Genomic DNA, 18,847 nt, shown 5'->3' with positions numbered 1-18,847 from the left:
TTATTCGGCGCCCAGCCATTCCTTGATCACGTTTGCCACGATGCGCGGGTCATTCTGCGCAAGGGTCTTGGCCATCYCCAGGTTGCTCTTGTAGACGATGACCTGCTTCTGTGCTTCCGCTTCGCGCGCAATGCGTGCGATTTCATCGTGGTCCGGTTCCGGATCCGGCTCCGGTTCTTCCGGTTCCGGCTCCGGCGGCATCTCGACCGCCTGGTCGAATTTCTTCATCACCGGCTTCATGATCGGACGCAGGATGCGGTACCAGAGGAACAGCAGCACCAGCGCGATGAACATCCACTTCGCGACGTCCTTCGCCATCGGCAGGTTGTTCGGGTCCTTCCACCAGTCCGGGGCGACCTCAATTGGCTTGTCGACGCCGTCGAACGGGGCGTTGGCCACGTTCAGGGTGTCGCCGCGCGCCTGGTTGTAGCCCATCGCCTGCTTGACCAGTTCGTTGATCTGGGCGACTTCGGCGGCGCTGAGCGGCTTGATCACGACCTTGCCGGTCTTCGGATCGACGCTGCGGCGGTAGTTGACCACCACGCCCACGGTCAGGCGCTTGATGCCGCCCATCGGCTTCTGCTCGAAGCGCAGGGTCTTGTCGACTTCGTAATTGGTGGTGGCGTTCTTGCTGGTTGGGGCGGTGCTGGTCTGCTGGCCGGCGCTTGGGGCGGCGCCGTCGATCGGGGCGGTGGCCACGCCCGGCGGCTGGTTCGACAGCGCGCCCGGGATGCCGGACGGGTTCTGGCTGCCCGGACCGGTCGACTCCGAGGTCTGCTGGCTGCGGATCGCCTGCGGTTCCGGCGGCGAATTCGGCTTGTACAGCTCGGCGGCGGTGTCGACCTGGGCGAAGTCCACTTCGGCGGTCGCCTCGGCGCGCACATTGTTCTGGCCGACGATCGGGGCGATGATCGATTCGACCTGCTTGACGATGTTCTGCTGCAGCGCGTCGACGTACTTCAGCTGGTTCGGATCGAGCTGCTTGCCGTTCTTGGCGCTGGTGTCGGAGAGCAGGGTGCCGTTCTGGTCGACCACGGTCACGTTGGACGGGGTCAGTTCCGGCACCGACGATGCCACCAGGTGCACGATGGCGCTGACCTGGGCCTGGTCGAGGGCGCGGCCCGGCTGCAGGTTGAGCAGCACCGAGGCGGTGGGCTTCTGCTGGTCGCGCACGAACACGGAGGGCTTCGGCAGGGCCAGGTGCACGCGCGCCGACGACACCGCCGACACCGACTGGATCGAATTCGCCAGCTCGCCTTCCAGCGAGCGCTGGTAATTGACCTGCTCGACGAACTGCGAGGTGCCCAGCTTCTGGTTCTCGAGCAGTTCGAAGCCGACGTTGCCGGCGCGCGGCAGGCCCTGGGCGGCCAGCTTCAGGCGCACGTTATGCACCTGCTCGGCCGGGATCAGGATCGCGGTGCCGCCTTCGGAAAACTTGTACTTGACCCCCATCTGGTCGAGCGACGCGGTGATCGCGCCGCCGTCGCGGTCGCTGAAGTTCGAGAACAGCACCTTGTAGTCGGGCGCCGAGCTCCATAGCCAGATCGCGGCGATGACGGCCATGGCGGCCGCGATGGCGCCGCCGATGACGACTTTCTTGCCCATCGGGGTTTCCCAATACTTCGGCTTGGGTTCGGCCTGGGCGCCGAGATCGTCGTCGAGGAGGGTTTCCGCTGCTGTTGCCATGGTTGGTGGTCGGGGATGTAGGGTAGTTGAACGCCATTATGAAGCCGTACGGCAACATCCAATACCGGGAAAAGGGGGGTGTTTACGGTGCTGCTCAAAGGCAGGCATTGCTGGGGCGCTGATATTCTGACAGCCTGAATGAACCTGTTTTCAAGAGGCGGACATGAATATCGGCGGAATCGACAGCAGCCGTATCGAAGCGATGATGGCGCAACTGAAGGCGGCAGCCACCAGGCCGGCCACGCCCTCGGCCGGCTCCGCGGCATCGGCGCTGGCTTCCGGCGGCGTGGGCGGGATCGGCGGGATCGGCGGCCTGGGCAGGACGGGCGGCGCGGAAGGCGTCGAGTCGTCGTCGAAGGTCAGCTTTTCGGATGCGCTGAAAGCCCAGCTGGACAATGTCAGCAAGGCCCAGGACCAGGCCGACGAGATGGGCAAGAAGTTCGCCGCCGGCGACGATTCGGTCAGCCTGTCCGATACGATGATCGCAATGCAGAAGGCCAGCATCACCTTCCAGGCGACCGTGCAGGTGCGCAACAAGCTGGTGTCGGCCTATCACGACATCATGAACATGCAAGTCTAAAATTCGGGGTCAGAGCACTTTTTGGGACAAATTCGGGGTCAGAGCACTTTTTTGCGCAATGCCCTTTCGGCAATAAAAAACAGGCCGCTGTCGTCGCCCCCGCTGGGGCGCCGGAACAGCGGCTTTTTTGTTGACGGAGCAAAATTGATCAAAAAAGTGCTCTGACCCCGAATTTCAGCCAAAAAGTGCTCTGACCCCGAATTTCAGCGGGTCAGACCAGGCCGGCCAGGCGGGCGTTGCGTTCGCGCTCGAGCTTGGTGATGTAGCGCTGCACGGCGGCGAGGTTGCCGCGGGAGATGTCGACGAACTGGCAGCCGAGGCGGCGGTTGGTCTTGTTGTTCAGCAGGGTCAGGTCCAGCGAGTTGCGGATCTGCAGCGAGGTCATGACCGGACCGATGTCCGGCAGCTCCAGGCGGCAGCCGACGTAGGTTTCGCCGATGGTGGTGCCGAGCACCTGTTTGTTGTCGAGGATGGCGATGCCGCCGCAGCTGATGTCGGCCAGCGGGAAGGTCTCGAGCTTGCCGCCCAGTTCGGCGGCCAGGCGGATGGTCACGCGCACCGGATTGCTGACCGGGGTCGCCATCCGGTAGAACTCGCGGCGCTGCAGGCGGATCAGGCTGGCGGGGATGTTGGCGCGCACCGCGGTGCCGCCGTCGTAGCTGATCTCGCGCAAGCCGTCCGCGCCGAACAGGATGCGGATCTTGTCGAGCGAGGTTTCGCAGCGCACCGTGCCGGCGGCGACGATGCGTTCGCTCTGCTCGCGGCTGACCGGGCGGTCGAGCACCATGGTATTGGTGTCCGGATCGACGTCGAGGATCGAGGTGACGCAGACGTCGGCCTCGCCCCGGATCAGCACGCGGACGAGCTGGTTCTTTTCGGCGATCTGGCGCAGCAGTGCGACGATTTCCCTGCGCGACTCCACTTCATAGTCGTGCCAGGCTTCAAGTTCGGCATCAGTGATTGCTTGCATCTGTTCCAACCGGTGATTCTTCTGGTTGCAGGAGTCGCTTCGTGTCCGGGGGCGGGGATAAGGCCTGGCCGGTAGCTTGCGCTGACTCAATATAATAAAGCCATGCCAACAGTTCGGCAATGGCGCGATAGAGAAGGGGTGGAATCTGCCGGTCGAGGTCGACTTCCATGAGCAGCGCCACCAGTTCCTTCGACTCGTGCACGAACACGCCGGCGCCGCGCGCGCGTTCGATGATCTGTTCGGCGACCAGGCCCTGGCCCTTGGCCACCACTTTCGGCGCCGGATCGCCGGTGCCATAGGCCAGCGCCACCGCATGCTGGCGGCGGCTGTTATCGGCGCTCGTCATCGCCGTGGATCGCCAGGGTGTTCAGGGGCGTGCCGGCGGCGGCCAGGGCGTCGGCCAGGCGGCCGCTGCCGGCTTCCAGCAGGGCGCGTGCCGATTCCGGCGCGTCGAGGCGGATGTGCAGCTGGTCGCCGGTCAGCACGACCTGCGCCTTGACCTCGCCCAGCTGTCCGAAGCGCAGCCGCAGGCTGCTTTGCCAGCTGCCGCGGGCGCCATCGCCGTCGCCGTCGCCGTCATGCCGGCCCGGCTCGCGTTCGGGCACGTCGCGCTCGATCTCCCAGCGCAGCTCCTGGCCCGGCCACAATTGGCCCTGCCAGGCCACGCGCGCCTGCTCGTGGGCGTTCAGTTGCTGGTTGATGAGCTGGGCGGTGGCCGGATCCGAGGGCGGCGGCATGCCGCGCGCCTGCGGTTCGGCGGCCAGGTCGGCCAGCGGACGCGCGCCCTGTGCCCACTCGGCGACGTGCGCCTCGTAGAACAGGCCGCTTTTCGCGAGCCCCTCCTGCAGCGCAGCCGCGACCCGGGCGGCGTCCGCGCTCGGCGCCGTCAGCAGCGGCGTGCGGCCGGCGACTGCCGCCGCCGCGCCATCCTTCTGGGCCGCGGCGATCACCTCGCCCAGCAGCTTGCCGGCGGCGCTGATCGACGCATGTTCGGTATCGGCGCCCGCCTCGGGCAGCCTGGCCGCCGCCAGGCTGGTGGCCAGCATGGCGGCGGCACGGACCGGCGCCGCTTCGCCGCCGCCGATCCAGGACAGCGGCAGCGCCTGCCGGAAGTCGCCCTCGGGAGGCGCGGGCCGGGTTTCGGCAAAGGCGCTGCCCTGGCCGGTCTGGAGCTGGAAGGTGGGACGCGGGGTCAGCGCCACCAGGGTCAGCGGCAACCGGGTGCCGAGCTGGGTGCCGGGCGGCAGGGAAAGGCGTGCGGCCAGGTCGTTCATGCGCACGACGAAGCTGCCGTCGGGCAAGCGCGCCAGCACCTGGGCCTGCAAGGATTTGCCCAGCAGGCTGGCCAGCGTGGGCTGGCTCGCCTGCTGGCGGGGTTGGCCGGTCGCCTCGATGCCGGCGACCGGCACGGTCTGGCCGACCGGATTCGCGCCGGTGGAAGTGAGGCGCGTGGCCATTTCCGCCTCAGACGCCTCCGTAGGCGTTGACCAGCCTGCGCTGGGTGGTGGTGCTGTTGATCATCGCCGACAGCTTTTCCATCCACGGCATGGTGAGGTCGCGGATGTGGCGGTCGGCATCGAGGATCTTCTTGATCAGCTCCACCTTGCGCTGGCGTCCTTCAGGGGCGAGGGCCACCTCGCCGCTGTCGCGCAGGCGCGCCACGTGGAGGGTGCACGACTGCTCGAGTTCGACCAGGCGGTCCCACTGGGCGCTGCGGGCGGCGCTCAGCATTTCGCCGGTGATGCGCTCGAGCGTCTCGTAGGTCGACAGCATTTCGTCGCCGGTCATCATCAGGCGCTCGCCAGGATGGCTGCCGCGCTCGGGACTGCCGCCGCAGGCGCCGCCGGCGTCTTGCCGATCGAGGCCCAGGCGTCGCGCAGGTCGACCAGCAGGACCTGCACTTCGTCCAGCATGTCCACCGAGTTCTTCAGGTTGGCCTGCAGCAGGCGGTCGGTCATGTAGCCGTAAAGACCGTCCAGGCTGTTGGCGATGTCGCCGCCGGCCTTCTTGTCCAGGCTGGCGCGCAGGCCGTCGTTGACGATCTCGATGGCGCGCGAAATCGATGCGCCTTTTTCCTGGATCTTGCCTGCCTTCATATGGAGGCGTGCGGAGTGGATCGCGGCGAGTGCGCCGTCGAACAGCAGGACGATCAGCTCATGGGGCGACGCGGCGACCACCGAGGTCTCCAACCCTACCTTGGCGTAAGCTTGCACGCCGCGTGGCGTCATTCCAAACATCTTGAACCTCCGTGTGAAACTTTTCGATTTGAACGGACTGTAATGTACCTAGTTAACGGCCGGATTCATCCGAACTTAAGAGCAATGAATCCCTGCTATTTCGCTGCTTGGCCGGGTTTGTCATAGTGTCAATCCCGTCGCGCACCCGCGCCAGCACCGCGCTCCAGGGCTCGCCGCGCCGCTGGCGGATCAGGCGCGCGCGCGGATACCAGGGGCTGTCGCTGCGATCCAGCAGCCAGCGCCAGTCGGTGGCGGCCGGCAGCAGGATCCAGACCGGCTTGCCGAGGGCGCCGGCCAGGTGGGCGATGCTGGTGTCGACGGTGATGACGAGATCCATCGCCGCGCACAGCGCCGCCGTGTCGCCGAAGTCGGCCAGGCGCGCGCCGAACGTGCGCACCGGACTGGCGGCGAGCGGGGCGGCATCCTCGGGACGGTGGCGGTCCTGCAGCGAGACGAAGTCGCAGGCCGGGCTCAGGATCTCCGCCAGCGTGGCGAAATCGATGCTGCGCCGCTGGTCGTCCCTGTGCTCCTGGCTGCCGCGCCAGGCCAGGCCCACGCGCGGTTTGTCCGCCGGTCCGAGCAGGGCGGTCCAGGCGGCGGCCCTGGCGGCATCGGCCCGCAGGTAGGCCGGCGGTGCGGGGATGGTTTCGAGCGCGCTGCCGAAAGCCAGCGGCAGCGACATCAGCGGGCAGTGGTAGTCGAACGGCGGCAGCGCCTCGCCGCGCGCCAGGACCATGGCCGGTCCGGGCAGGGTGCGCATCAGGTTCACCAGCGTGGGCGGCACCTCGAGGATGACGCGGGCGCCGCGCGCCGCCGCCAGCGTGGCGTAGCGGCAGAACTGCAGGGTGTCGCCGAGGCCTTGTTCGGCGTGCAGGAGTATGGTCTTGCCGCCCAGGTCCTGTTCCCCCAGCCACAGCGGCTGTACAAAGTCACGCCGCTGGCGCGACACCGACAGGTGCGAGACCCGCCAGCGCCACTCGTAGCCGCGCCAGCCTTCGGCGAAGCGGCCGTGGCGGAGATGGAGCAGGGCCCGGTTCCAGTGGGCCTCGGCATTGCCGGGCTGGAGCCGCAGCGCCGAGTCGAAGCTGTGCAGGGCGTCGTCGTGGCGTCCGAGTTCCTGCAGGACGGCGGCGCGGTTGTTCCAGGCCTGGCCATCGTCCGGCTGCAGCGCCAGCGCCTGGTCGTAGCAGGCGAGCGCCTCGTCGAAGCGGCGCAGCGCCTGCCAGGTGTTGCCATAGTTGTACCAGGCGTCCACATTGGCGCGGTCCAGCTCCAGCGCCCGCGCATAGCTGGCCAGCGCTTCCTCGAGGCGGCCGCCCGCCTTGAACACATTGCCCAGGTTGCCGTGCAGCGCCGAGACGCCGTCGCCGGTCTCGCGGGCGGCCAGCAGGAATTGCTCCGCCGTGGCGAGGTCGCCGGCCTGCCAGGCGAGGATGCCGATGTGGTGCAGCAGGTCGAACTGGCCCGGCTGCAGCAGCAAGGCCTGCTCATAGGAGGCCAGGGCCTGGCCCAGCGCGCCCTGGCGATGCAGCGCGAGTCCCTGTTCGAACAGATGCGCGGCCCGCGGATCGATGAAGCCGCTCATCTGGGGCCGCCCGCCAGTGCATCGAGGTCGGCGCGCACCCGGGCCAGCACGGCGCTCCAGTCCTCGCCGTATCCCTGGCGGACCAGGCGCGCGCCCGGATACCAGGGGCTGTCGCCGCGCTCCAGCAGCCAGCGCCAGTCCGGCGCATACGGCAGCAGGATCCAGACCGGCTTGCCGAGGGCGCCGGCCAGGTGGGCGATGCTGGTGTCGACCGTCACCACCACGTCCATGACGGCGCACAGGGCGGCGGTGTCGCCGAAGTCGTGCAGCTGCGCGCCGAAGTCGCGCACCGCGCCGGCGGCGAGGGCCGCCGCATCGCTCGCGCGGACCTCCTTCTGCAGCGAGACGAATTCGCAGGCCGGCGTGAGCGCCTGCGCGAATTCGGCGAAGGCGATGCTGCGGTGATGGTCGTTCGTGTGGTCCGGATTGCCGCTCCAGGCCAGGCCGGCGCGCACGCGGGCGGCCGGGCCCAGCAGCGTATGCCACTGCGCGATCCGCTCGGGGGCGGCGCGCAGGTAGGAAGGCGCGGCCGGGATGGTGGCGAGTTCGGTGCCGAAGGCCAGCGGCAGGCTCATCATCGGGCAGTGGAAGTCGAAGTCGGGCAGCGCCTCGCCACGCGCCAGCACGCGCGCCGTGAAGCTGGACTGCGAGCCGGTCAGCGAGCCGGACAGCAGGCCCACCAGCGCCGGCTGCACCTCCAGGATCACGCCGGCGCCGCGCGCCGCCAGCAGGCCGGCATAGCGGGCCATCTGGATCGTGTCGCCCAGGCCTTGTTCCGCCCACAGCAGGATGGTCTTGCCCGCCGGGTCCTGCTCGCCCAGCCACAGCGGCTGCTCGAAGCGCTGCAGTTCGCCGTCCTGCATCAGCTGGTCGACCTTCCAGCGCCATTCGTTACCCTGCCAGCCTTGCGCCAGGCGTCCGCGCAGCAGCGCCAGCAAGCCGAGGTTCCAGTGTGCGGCGGCGAGTTCCGGATCGAGTCCGATGGCGTGCTCGAGGTCGGCCTGGGCCGCATCGAGGCGTCCCAGGTCCTTGAACAGCTTGGCGCGGTTGACGTAGGCGTCGGCGTAGTCCGGGCGGCAGGCCAGTGCCCGCGCGAAGCTGTCCAGCGCGGCCTCGTGCCGGCGCAGCCGCAGCAGCAGGTTGCCGCGGTTGTTGTGGGCTTCGGCGTGTTCCGGTTGCAGCTTCAGCGCGGCATCCAGGCTTTCCAGTGCGGTATCGAAGCGGCCCATCTCATCGAGCGCCCTGGCGCGGTTCACGAGGGCGTCGGCATAGTCCGGGCGGCAGGCCAGTGCGCGCTCGAAGCTTTCCAGCGCCGCTTCCTTGCGCCGCTGGCGCATCAGCAGGTTGCCGCGATTGTTGTGGGCTTCGGCATGTCCCGGCTGCAGCCCGAGCACGGCGTCGATGCTGGCCAGCGCTTCCGCCAGCAGCCCGAGCTGCTGCAGCGCCACGGCGCGGTTGTTCCAGGCCTGCACCAGGCCGGGATCGAGCGCGAGCGCCCTGTCGTAGCCGGCCAGCGCTTCCTCGTGACGGCCCAGCGCCAGCAGGGTGTTGCCGCAGTTGTAATGGGCGTCCGTGTATTCCTGGTCGATTGCGAGCGCCTGCGCGTAGGCGGCCAGCGCCGCCTCGTGGCGGCCGCAGGCCTTCAGGACGTTCCCGAGCGCGTTCCACACCGCCACCGCGCCGCCGTCGATCTCGAGGGCGGCGTACTGGAATTGTTCCGCGGTGGCGTAGTCGCCGGTCTGGTAGGCGAGGATGCCGATGTGGTGCAGCACCTCGGCGTAGCCTGGCTGCAGCTGCAGCGCCTGTTCGTACGCCGCCAGCGCCTCGCCCAGCGCGCCCTGGCGGTGCCACTCCAGGCCCTGGGCGAACAGCCGCTCGGCCCGCGCTTCGATCGGGCCGCTCATGGCCGGTTTTCCGCCAGGGCGTCGAGGTCGGCGCGCACGCGCGCCAGCACGGCGCCCCAATCCTCGCCGAGCTGCTGGCGGTACAGGCGCGCACTCGGATACCACGGACTGTCGCTGCGTTCCACCAGCCAGCGCCAATCGGCCGCATAGGGCAGCAGGATCCAGACCGGCCGGCCCAGCGCGCCGGCCAGGTGGGCGATGCTGGTATCGACCGCCACCACCACATCCACGGCGGCGCACAGGGCGGCGGTATCGGTGAAGTCGTGCAGCAGTTCGCTGAGATCGCGCACCGCGCTGTCCGCGAGCAGCGGCAGGTCGGCTTCGCGATGCTCCTTCTGCAGCGAGACGAATTCGCAGGCCGGAGTGAGCACGCGCGCGAATTCCTCGAAGGGGATGCTGCGGTTGTGGTCGTTCTTGTGGACGGGGTTGCCGCTCCACGCCAGGCCCACGCGCGGACCGCGGGCAGGGCCCAGCAACTCACGCCAGCCGGCTTCCCGGACGGGGTCGCTGGACAGATAGGCGTCCGGGGCCGGAATCGTGGCAAGGGTCGTCTTGAACGCCAGCGGCAGGCTCAGCAGCGGGCAATGGAAATCGAAGGCCGGCAGCGCGTCGCCCTTGGCGATCACCTCGGCGGCGCCGGACAGGGGCTGTATCAGCTTCACCAGCGGGCGCTGGACTTCGATGATGACGCGCGCGCCGCGCGCCGCCACCATCGGCACGTAGCGGCAGAAGTGCAGGGTGTCGCCCAGCCCCTGCTCGGCATACAGCAGGATGGTCTTGCCCGCCAGGTCCTGCTGGCCGAGCCACAGCGGCTGGGGGAAGTCGCGGTTTTCGCGGAACACCGCCAGGTGCTCGGCTTTCCAGCGCCATTCGTAGCCGTCCAGGCCCTGGCCGAATTCACCCATCCGCATGCACACCAGCGATTTGTTCCAGTGGGCGGCGACGAAGTCGGGCTTGAGCTCGATCGCCTTGTCGAATTCGCGCAGCGCGGCATCGAACTGGCCGATGCCCTCGTACAGGTTGCCGCGGTTGTTGTAGATCATCGGCTCGTTCGGGTTCAGCGCGATCGCGATGTCATAGCTGGCCAGCGCGCCTCCCGTGTCGCCCATGTCCTGCAGCAGATTGCCGAGGTTGAGATGACCGCTGATTTCCTTCGGGGCGATCCCGATCGCGCGGGCCAGGCTCGCGCGGGCCGCGTCGTGGCGGCGCAGCCTTTGCAGGGCGATGCCATGCCCGACCAGCGCGTTGTAGTGCGCCGGCGCGAGCGCGAGCGCGCGCTCGTAGGCTTCCACGGCCTCCTCGCAACGGTCCAGTTCGCGCAGCGTATTGCCGCGCACGACCTGGGAATCGGCGTCATCGTCTTCCTTCAGGGCGATCGCCTTGTCGAAGCTGGCCAGCGCCGCTTGATACTCTTTCCGGCGATGCAGCAGCAGGCCGCGGTGGAGGTGGGCCAGGCGGTTGTCGGGATCGGCGGCGATCGCCGCCTGCAGGCACTCCAGCGCCTCGTCGTGGCGGTCGCATTCCATCAGGAGCCGTCCGCGCTCCAGCTGGGCCTCGGCATAGGCGGGCCTGAGCGTGGCCGCTCGTTCGTAGGCGGCCAGCGCGCCGTCGTGGTCGCCGCGCGCGCGCAGCAGGTCGGCCTTGCGCTTGTGGGTTTCGGGTACCTCGGGCCCCAGCGCCAGCGAGCGCGCGTAGCTTGCCTGCGCCTGCTCGTAAAGGCCCAGTGCGGCCTGGTTGGCAGCGAGGTTCGACCAGCCGTCCGCGTAATCGGGCTGGATCCCGATGGCGGTCTCGAAACTGCGCATCGCCTCGTCGCGGCGGTGCAGGTAAACCAGGATGTTGCCGCGGTTATTGTGGGCGGCCGCCAGGCCGGGCGCCAGGGCCAGGGCCTGGTCGACGCTCGCGAGCGCCGCGGCGTAGCGTTTCAGGTCCTGCAGCACGACCGCGCGGTTGTTCCAGCCCGAGACGTCGCCCGGCAGCAGCGCCAGCGTGCGCTCGTAGCTCTGCAGGGCGTCCTCGAGCCGGTCGAGGCGCCGCAGCACGTTGCCGCGGTTGTAGTGCGCATCCGCATTCGCATCGTCCAGCCGCAGGGCTTCGTCGTAACAGGCCAGTGCCGCGGCATGCTGGCCGAGGGCCTGGTACACATTGCCCAGGTTGCCATAGGCGGTCGACACCTGGGGATTGCGCTCGATGGCGGCGCCGATGAACTGCAGGGCGATGTCGTGATTGCCCGCATGATAGGCCGCGATGCCGATGTGGTGCAGGGCGTCGAAATGACCCGGCTCGCGCTGCAGTGCCTGTTCGTACAAGTGGACGGCCGTGCCCAGGTCGCCGCGGCGGTGCGCGTCCAGTCCCTGGGCGAAGAATTCGTCGGCTTGGCTCGGTGGTGCTTGGTCGATGGTGTGCATGCGCGGGATGTCCAGTTAAAGAAAACGCCGGCGCTGACGAAAACGGCAACAACAGCGCGGGCGAGTTTTGACAGCCAGCATTGTAGCGAGAGGCAGCGAAGATTTATTGCCCGTTGTAATCGTGAAAGCGCCCTTAATTCAAGGGTTTGCAAGACGGAGGGCGTAGCAGGGAAATCATGAAAAGTTGGCCATATCCAACTTTTTTTAAAAAATACCCTCAAGCTTTTTCGAAGCACTCCGTTAAAGAAATCAACCCCGCTGAACAAGCGACGAACCAACAAACGAACTTACCAAGCCGTACTCTGATAACAGGAGAACCACCATGTCCGTCATTAACACCAACCTGGCTTCGCTGAACGCACAACGCAACCTCGGCACCTCCGCCAACGACCTGTCGACCTCGCTGCAGCGCCTGTCCTCGGGTCTGCGTGTGAACAGCGCCAAGGACGACGCGGCCGGCCTGTCGATCGCCACCAAGATGGACTCGCAGATCCGCGGCATGACCGTGGCAGCGCGTAACGCCAACGACGGCATCTCGCTGATCCAGACCGCCGACGGCGCACTGTCGAACATCTCCGACGCGCTGCAGCGTATCCGCGAACTGGCGGTGCAGGGCTCGAACGGCACCAACGGCACTGCCGAATGGAGCAACATCAACACCGAAGTCCAGTCGCTGAACACTGAAATCGGGCGTATCTCGACCGACACCAAATTCAACGGTGCAGCAGTGCTGAGCGGCACCGCCGCCACCAAGGACATCCAGGTCGGCGCCGATACCGGCCAGAAGATCACCATCAGCTTCGGCTCCGACACCGCCTTTGCCGGCATGACCATCGGTGCGATCACCGACGGCGCCTCCGCAACGGCAGCCCTGGCCCAGGTCGACAGCGCCCTGAGCGCACTGAATACCGAGCGCGCTTCGCTGGGTACTGCGCAGAACCGCATGGGCTACGCGATCAACAACCTGAACAGCTCGATCGAAAACCAGTCGGCCGCCAAGAGCCGCATCATGGATACCGACTTCGCTGCTGAAACCGCCAAGCTGACCCGCGCCCAGATCCTGCAACAGGCCGGTACCGCGATGCTGGCCCAGGCGAACCAGGTGCCGAACGGCGTGATGAGCCTGCTGCGCTGATCGAACGTTATAATTCGGATAGGAAAGCTGAGCGAGGTGTTGCGGAAACACCTCGCCCAGCGTCGTTTTGGAAAGGAGTGTCGTGATGCTGAATCCCTTATCTGGTAGCGTACAGGCTGCACCCGGGAACGCAGCGGCGCCGGCGTCCAATTCGCCATCCAGGGGGGCGCCGGCTGCACCGGGCGCCAACGCCGGCAACCAGGGACCGGCGCCGGCTCGCGATGCGGTGGAAAACGCGGTCGGCAAGCTGAACGAGAATCCGCAGTTCACCGCCCAGGGCTTGCGTTTCTCGATCGACGAGGAAAGCGGCAAGACGGTGGTCAAGATCGTCGACACCTCGACCCAGGAAGTACTGCGCCAGTTCCCGAGCGCGGAGGCGCTGGCGCTGGCGCACTCGATCGACAAGATGCAGGGCCTGCTGTTGCGGGAAAAAGCATGATGGGCGCCTAGCGCCCTTTTTTCTTTTGATAAGGACACACGATGGCAATCGTTTCGACCGGTATCGGATCAGGTCTGAACATCGAATCGCTGGTCACCCAGCTGATGCAGGCCGAGAGCACGCCGCTGACCCAGCTTCAGGCCAAGGAAACCAGCTACAAGTCGAAGCTGTCGGCCTTCGGTACGCTGAAAAGCGCGATTTCCTCGTTCCAGACGGCCGTCAAGTCGGTCACCGGTACTTCGCTGGCTGCGCTGACCGCCGCTTCCAGCGACGAAACCATCATGAAGGCCAGTACGCCTGCAGGCGGCGGCGCCACCGCCGGTACGTATGCCATCGAAGTCAGCAAGCTGGCCACCAGTGACAAGCTGAGTTCGGCCGGCGTCGATCCCACCAAGATCTTCAGCCCGGCGAACAGCTCGATGACGATCAGCGTCGGCAGCGGCAACCCCGTCAACATTCCCCTCGACGATTTCTCGATGTCGGGACTGGCGAGCGCGATCAACGGCGCCGATGCCGGCGTGACCGCCACCGTCATCAACGACGGCACCATGAACCACCTGGTGGTCACGGCCAAGGATACCGGTTCGGCCAACACCGTGAAGATCGCGGCCACCGGCAGCGTGGCCCAGTTCGATAATACCGATCCGATGACGACCACGATGAGCTGGCAGCAGAAGGCCGGCGACGCTCGATTCACGGTCGACGGAATGCCCGTGGTCAAGTCGTCCAATACCGTGACCGACGCGATCAAGGGCGTGACCCTGAACCTGGCCAAGACCAATGTCGGCGCTCCGGTCAATGTGACGGTCGCCAAGGACTCGGACACGATCAAGAAGAACGTCCAGGGCCTGATCGACGCCTACAACAAGATCGCGAGCACGGTCGGCAACCTGACTTCGTACAACACCTCGACCAAGACCGGCGCCGTGCTCAACGGCGACTCGTCGGCGCGCGGCATCCTGAGCCAGCTGCGCAGCGAACTCGGCAAGGCGACCTCGGACGCGGGCGACCTCAAGAACCTGTCCGACATCGGCATCGTGTTCCAGCGCGACGGCACCTTGATGCTGGAGAAGCCCGACAAGCTGCAGAAGGCGATCGACAGCAACTTCGACAACCTGAGCAAGCTGTTCTCGTCGACCAGCGGCGTCGGCACCCGCCTGACCGCCCTGACCACCGACATGCTGGGCTCGAAAGGCGTGATCCAGACCCGCACCGACGGCATCAACGACACGCTCAAGCGCATGAGCGACCAGGAAAGCACGATCCAGGATCGCCTGACGCAGACCGAAGCGCGCTACCGGAAGCAGTTCAACGCGCTCGACACCGCGATGGCCAACATGAAGAGCACCAGCAACTACTTGGCCACGCAGCTGGCCTCGCTGTCTTCCTCTTACTAACCGTCTAGCTGTCGGCGATCACCACGCGGTTCTTGCCGCTGGTCTTGGCCTTGTACATCGCATTGTCGGCGCGCGCCATCAGCGCGGCCTGATCCTCGTTCTGGCGGCGCAGGGCCACGCCGCAGGAGAAGGTGATCAGCATCTTCTCGTTCTCATGCAGGAAGAAGTGCCTGGTCAGCTCGCGCTGCACCCGCACCATCGCCGCGCTGGCGGCTTCCACAGTCGTCTCCGGCAGCAGGATCAGGAACTCCTCGCCGCCGAAGCGCGCGATCACGTCCATCGAGCGCAGCGTGTCCTTGACCACTTTCACCAGATGGCGCAGGGCCTTGTCGCCGRCCAGGTGGCCGTAGGTATCGTTGAGCTTCTTGAAATTGTCGAGGTCGAGCAGGGCCACGCACAACGGCGTGCCGCGGCGGTCGGCGCGCGCGCTTTCGCGCTCGAACACGTCGTCCAGGCCGCGCCGGTTCAGGCTGCCGGTCAGCTGGTCTTCGCGCACCAGTTCGCTCATGTGCTGCAGCTTCGCTTCCAGGTCCTTGATGCGCGCTTCCGCTTCCTGCACCTCCTGGTGGGCGGCCAGCATGCGGTCGCGCGAGGCCAGCGCCTCGGCCTGCACCGCGCGGGTCTCGCGCAGTACTTCTTCCAGCACCAGGTTGAGTTCCTCGATGTTGGCGGCGGCGCGGATGCGTTCCGAGAAGCCGCCGATCTTTTCCTGGTAACTGCCGGTCGAGGCCGCCACCGAGCCGAGCCGGTCGATGAAGGTCATCATCATGTTCTTCATGGTCGACTTGACGTCGGCGATGCCGGTCTTCAGCTGGCCCTGCTTGTAGATGACGTCCTTCAGGCTGCGCGTCGCGTCTTCCAGCGCGCGCGCGTCGAGCGGACCGGAAATCAGGTCCTGGACCGCGGCGATCTGGCCGCGCATCCAGCTGTCGTCGTCCAGCAGTTCGCTGACGTTTTCCAGCAGCAGCTTGAACAGGCGCAGCAGCAGCTCCTGCTGCTCGCCGCTGTCGCCGCTCTTCAGTTCGATCTGGTAGCAGAGTTCCTTCAGGCGTGCGCCGATCTCGTGCAGCGCCGCCTCGTCGTGCGCGGTCCTGACGGCGGCGCCCAGCGATTCGGCCTCGCCGGCCAGCGGCGACGCCGCCGGCAGCAGGGCGGCCACGGCGAAGCTCAGGGTGCGGCTGAGCAGGTCGCGCATCAGCTTGGCTTCGGCGTTCTCGACGCCCAGCGCCATCACCGGATGGGTGTGGCGGCGCAAGTGCTTCTCGGCCAGCTGCGACAAGGTGCGCGCATAGCCGTCCCAGTCGCGCTGCTTGACCGCGCGGTTCAGGCGGGTGCCGAACTCGGCCAGTTCGCCGGGCGTGTCGGCGAGACGGTAGGCAAAGCCGGACAGCACGTTTTCCGCGCCCGGGTCCGGCTCGGGAGCCGGGGCGGCAGGCGGCGCCGCGGGCAGGGCGAGGCCGGCGATCTCGTTATAGATCTCGCGGTAGGCGTCGGGCGTGGGCGCGATGCGCCGCGTCGCCAGGCGGCGAAAGGCTTCCCGGGCGATCTCGGCCGGGTTCAGGGGAGAGCTGGACATGTGCGACGTTGCTACTTCGAATAGTTATTATCGCCATCGTAACGCTGTTTCCTGATGTCGATCGATCGAAAAAACACCGGAATACCACTCAGTTATGCGGAATGTATTGACATGGTGGCAAGTTCCTGGTCAATCAGTCAATGAGCTGATTGCGGATGGCGTAATGGGTCAGCTCGGCGCTGGTCTTGAGCTTCATTTTCGACAACAGGCGCGAGCGGTATTCGCTGACCGTCTTGACCGACAGCGACAGTTCCCTGGCGATCTCGCTGACCGTCTTGCCGGAGGCGATCATCGTGAGCGTCTGGTATTCGCGGTCCGACAGGGTGTCGTGGACCGGCTTCTCATGGTCTTCGCCGAGCTGGGCCGCCAGCACCTGGGCCAGCTGGGCGCTCACGTAGCGCTGGCCGCCGGCCACCTGGCGGATCGCATTGACCAGCTCGCGCGGCGCGCTCTGCTTGGTCAGGTAGCCGGAGGCGCCCGCCTTCAGCGAGCGGATCGCGTACTGGTCTTCCCGGTGCATCGACAGCATCAGCACTGCCAGCTCCGGTTTGTCGTCCTTGATCTGCTTGAGCACTTCGATGCCGTTGCGGTCGGGCAGGGAGATGTCGAGCAGGAGCACGTTGCAGCGCGACTTGCGGAACAGCTTGACGGCGTCAAGGCCGGTCTCGGCTTCGCCGACGACGGAAATGTCGCGTTCCTCGGCGAGGATCTGTTTCAGGCCGGCACGCACGATGGCGTGGTCGTCGGCGATAAAAACGCGGATGCTGGCTTTTTCTGTCATGCTCGGGTTAGTTCGGATTGCAGCCTGATCTTGACGACCACCATCGTGCCGCCGCCGGGCGCGGGCGACAGGTTCAGGGTGCCGCCCAGCGCACGGGCCCGCTCGCTCATGCCGCGCAGCCCGAAGGAGTGCGGCTTGACGCGGTCGGCCGGGGTGATGCCGCGGCCATTATCGCAGATGGAGAGGGTCAGGTGCTGGCGCTGGCGGCGCAGGCTCACCGTGACCCGGGTGGCGTGGGCATGCTTGGCGATATTCGTCAGCGCTTCCTGGAAGATGCGGAACAGGGCGCTGGCGCGGTCCGGGTCGAGTTCGCCCTCGATTTCCTGGCCGTCGGCGGCGCCGTCGATACGCACGACGCAGGCGATGCCCATCTGCTTCTCGAACTCGCGCGCCTGCCATTCCATCGCGGCAACGATGCCCAGGTCCAGCGTCGACGGCCGCAGGTCGAGCGAGATCCGGTGCACGGCCTCGATGGTGCGGTCGACCAGGCTGTCCAGGTAGTCGGCCTTTTCCTGCAGCACCTTTTCCTGCGGCAGGCGCGCTGCCAGCATGGCCAGCGCCATCTTGATCGCCGTGAGGTTGCCGCCGAGATCGTCGTGGATCTCGCGCGCGATGCGGGTGCGCTCCTGTTCCTTGACCTGCTCGATGTGCTCGGTCAGCTCGGCCAGGCGGGCGCGCGAGCGGCGCGTCTCTTCCTGTTCCAGCTTGCTGGCCGTGATGTTGGTCATGATGCCGTCCCACTGCATGCCGCCGCCGTCGAGCGGGGACGGGGTGGCGCGCAGGTTGATCCACTTGACGTCGTTCCAGGTGTCGTTGATCCGGATCCTGCCTTCCCAGTTCCAGGCGCTGCCGTTCGCCTTCGAGGCCAGCATCGCGTCCTGGTAGCTCTTGCGGTCTTCGGGCAGGATCAGTTCCGGGAAGCGCGTCGGATCCTGCTGCAATTCGCTCACCGACAGCCCGAGCAGGGCGCCGCAGCCCTCGCTGAGGTAGGGAAAGGCGCTGCTGCCGTCCGGGTGCAGCACGAACTGGTAGACCAGTCCCGGCGTATGGTCGACCACCGCGTTGAAGCGCGCCTGGTACTGCTGCAGGGCAGTGCTGGCGGCGTGGGCGAGCGACTGGTCGTCGCCGATCGCCAGGAACAGCGAGCGGCCGTCGCGCAGGATGCGCAGGAAGCATAGCTTGATCGGATAGCGGCTGCCGTCGGCGCGCAGGAAACGGGTAGCCAGGCTGACCTGGGCGCCGACTTCCGGACCCAGCGAGGCCAGCAGTCCTTCGAGTTCGGCCCGGTCCAGCGCGGGGGCGAGGTCGAGCGGCGTCATCGCGTTCAGTCGGGCCAGGTCGTGGCCGAGGTTCTGGCGCGCCGCCTGGTTGACGTCGACCAGCAGCAAGGTGTCGGCATCGATCAGGTAGATCTCGGTGGCGGCGGCCTGCATGGCCGGGGCCAGTTTCGTCTCATTGTTCATCTTGTTGTTCCATCAGCGGCGCCGTGCGCGCCATTGGACGACGAAGCGCCGCAGCACCCGGGAGGCGCGGCTCGCGTGGCGGCTGCCGAAGCGGGCGCCGCGCCGGTTGCGCCAGCGGCGCAGCGTGCGCCGCATGGCCCGCAGCAGCCGTCCGGCCTGCACGAAGGCGTGGCTGGCGCGCAGCYGGCCGACCCAGTGGTCTTTCAGCGTCATGAACCAGCCGTGGAAGCGCGCGAACCAGCCGACCGCGAGCAGGGTCGGCAGGGTCAGCGCGTACAGCCGCGCCACCACCGCCGCGCCGCCCAGCTTGGCGACCACGATGGTGGCGATGCCGGACACCGCATGGCCGTGCGCGATCGCCACCACGGCCAGCAGCTTGACCGGCAACAGCAGCAGGCCGGGCAGCACGAACAGGCACAGCGCGCCCCAGGGCGGCAGCAGGCGCACGCGCGCTTCGAGCGCCGCCAGCAGCGGCCAGCGCGCCAGGCCGGCGCCCAGCCATGCGCCGACGTCCCAGCACCATTCCTCGAGCAGCAGGAAGAGGGCGGCCAGGTGCACCAGCGGCGCGAACAGCCGGGTACGCGCATTCGTCATGGCTCGTGTCATGCCCGAATGATACGGGAAATGGCGGCGTCCGCCGTCACGGCCGTGCCGCGCGCACATCATATTCGTGCGCTTGCGGCTAC

Annotated in this window: 17 protein-coding genes; 4 read left to right on the top strand and 13 right to left on the bottom strand. The window is 67.1% G+C overall.

The window, feature by feature from the left end:
- The gene (fliF, locus tag AC1DIX_RS07075; protein ID WP_477323133.1) at positions 1–1,686 is read right to left on the bottom strand and encodes a flagellar basal-body MS-ring/collar protein FliF; all 1,686 of its coding nucleotides are present in this window, start codon (positions 1,684–1,686) and stop codon (positions 1–3) included.
- A 163-nt stretch (positions 1,687–1,849) separates the two neighbouring features.
- On the opposite strand from fliF, the gene fliE reads away from it, so the two are divergent.
- A complete protein-coding gene (gene fliE, locus AC1DIX_RS07070) occupies positions 1,850–2,266 on the top strand; it encodes a flagellar hook-basal body complex protein FliE (RefSeq protein WP_477323131.1) in 417 nt (138 codons plus the stop codon).
- A 211-nt stretch (positions 2,267–2,477) separates the two neighbouring features.
- On the opposite strand, the gene AC1DIX_RS07065 is transcribed toward fliE, so the two are convergent.
- The 8 genes from AC1DIX_RS07065 to AC1DIX_RS07030 form a co-directional block, all read right to left on the bottom strand.
- The gene (locus AC1DIX_RS07065; protein ID WP_477323129.1) at positions 2,478–3,236 is read right to left on the bottom strand and encodes a flagellar brake protein; all 759 of its coding nucleotides are present in this window, start codon (positions 3,234–3,236) and stop codon (positions 2,478–2,480) included.
- On the bottom strand, positions 3,220–3,582 hold the full coding sequence (locus AC1DIX_RS07060) for an EscU/YscU/HrcU family type III secretion system export apparatus switch protein (RefSeq protein ID WP_442122368.1): 363 nt from the start codon (positions 3,580–3,582) through the stop codon (positions 3,220–3,222). Before AC1DIX_RS07060 ends, AC1DIX_RS07065 begins: the two co-directional genes overlap by 17 nt.
- Positions 3,566–4,693, bottom strand: a complete 1,128-nt coding sequence (gene fliK / locus AC1DIX_RS07055) for a flagellar hook-length control protein FliK (protein ID WP_477323127.1) — start codon at positions 4,691–4,693, stop codon at positions 3,566–3,568. Before fliK ends, AC1DIX_RS07060 begins: the two co-directional genes overlap by 17 nt.
- Positions 4,694–4,700: 7 nt before the next feature.
- Positions 4,701–5,027 (bottom strand): flagellar protein FliT, encoded by a 327-nt coding sequence (locus AC1DIX_RS07050; protein WP_442122370.1) that lies wholly within the window; start codon positions 5,025–5,027, stop codon positions 4,701–4,703.
- Entirely contained in the window at positions 5,027–5,464 is a 438-nt protein-coding gene (gene fliS / locus AC1DIX_RS07045; RefSeq protein ID WP_477323124.1) for a flagellar export chaperone FliS, read from the bottom strand. The genes AC1DIX_RS07050 and fliS overlap by 1 nt, the downstream gene beginning before the upstream one ends.
- Before the next feature lie 61 nt (positions 5,465–5,525).
- Positions 5,526–7,058 carry a tetratricopeptide repeat protein gene (locus AC1DIX_RS07040; protein ID WP_477323122.1) on the bottom strand — a complete coding sequence of 511 codons (1,533 nt, stop codon included), beginning with the start codon at positions 7,056–7,058 and terminating at the stop codon, positions 5,526–5,528.
- On the bottom strand, positions 7,055–8,962 hold the full coding sequence (locus tag AC1DIX_RS07035) for a tetratricopeptide repeat protein (RefSeq protein ID WP_477323120.1): 1,908 nt from the start codon (positions 8,960–8,962) through the stop codon (positions 7,055–7,057). Before AC1DIX_RS07035 ends, AC1DIX_RS07040 begins: the two co-directional genes overlap by 4 nt.
- Positions 8,959–11,370: a tetratricopeptide repeat protein gene (locus AC1DIX_RS07030; protein ID WP_477323118.1), complete on the bottom strand. Its 2,412-nt coding sequence runs from the start codon at positions 11,368–11,370 to the stop codon at positions 8,959–8,961. Before AC1DIX_RS07030 ends, AC1DIX_RS07035 begins: the two co-directional genes overlap by 4 nt.
- 322 nt (positions 11,371–11,692) lie before the next feature.
- Between AC1DIX_RS07030 and AC1DIX_RS07025 the strand changes: the two genes are divergently transcribed.
- The 3 genes from AC1DIX_RS07025 (at position 11,693) to fliD (ending at position 14,341) form a co-directional block, all read left to right on the top strand.
- Positions 11,693–12,505 carry a flagellin N-terminal helical domain-containing protein gene (locus tag AC1DIX_RS07025; protein ID WP_442122375.1) on the top strand — a complete coding sequence of 271 codons (813 nt, stop codon included), beginning with the start codon at positions 11,693–11,695 and terminating at the stop codon, positions 12,503–12,505.
- Between the two features lie 85 nt (positions 12,506–12,590).
- On the top strand, positions 12,591–12,944 hold the full coding sequence (locus AC1DIX_RS07020; protein ID WP_477323116.1) for a flagellar protein FlaG: 354 nt from the start codon (positions 12,591–12,593) through the stop codon (positions 12,942–12,944).
- 41 nt (positions 12,945–12,985) lie between these two features.
- On the top strand, positions 12,986–14,341 hold the full coding sequence (fliD, locus tag AC1DIX_RS07015) for a flagellar filament capping protein FliD (RefSeq protein ID WP_477323113.1): 1,356 nt from the start codon (positions 12,986–12,988) through the stop codon (positions 14,339–14,341).
- A 4-nt stretch (positions 14,342–14,345) separates the two neighbouring features.
- Here the strand turns inward: fliD and AC1DIX_RS07010 are convergent, their stop codons facing one another.
- From AC1DIX_RS07010 to AC1DIX_RS06995, 4 genes are all read right to left on the bottom strand, one after another.
- Positions 14,346–15,917 (bottom strand): GGDEF domain-containing protein, encoded by a 1,572-nt coding sequence (locus tag AC1DIX_RS07010; protein ID WP_477323111.1) that lies wholly within the window; start codon positions 15,915–15,917, stop codon positions 14,346–14,348.
- A 133-nt stretch (positions 15,918–16,050) separates the two neighbouring features.
- Positions 16,051–16,698 carry a response regulator gene (locus tag AC1DIX_RS07005; RefSeq protein WP_442122379.1) on the bottom strand — a complete coding sequence of 216 codons (648 nt, stop codon included), beginning with the start codon at positions 16,696–16,698 and terminating at the stop codon, positions 16,051–16,053.
- Entirely contained in the window at positions 16,695–18,161 is a 1,467-nt protein-coding gene (locus AC1DIX_RS07000) for a PAS domain-containing sensor histidine kinase (RefSeq protein ID WP_477323109.1), read from the bottom strand. The genes AC1DIX_RS07005 and AC1DIX_RS07000 overlap by 4 nt, the downstream gene beginning before the upstream one ends.
- A gap of 12 nt (positions 18,162–18,173) precedes the next feature.
- Positions 18,174–18,755, bottom strand: a complete 582-nt coding sequence (locus tag AC1DIX_RS06995; protein WP_477323107.1) for a hypothetical protein — start codon at positions 18,753–18,755, stop codon at positions 18,174–18,176.
- Positions 18,756–18,847: the final 92 nt, after the last annotated feature.

This window comes from Massilia sp. 05N420, from assembly GCF_056397205.1.
This window is presented reverse-complemented; position numbering and strand designations above follow the sequence as displayed.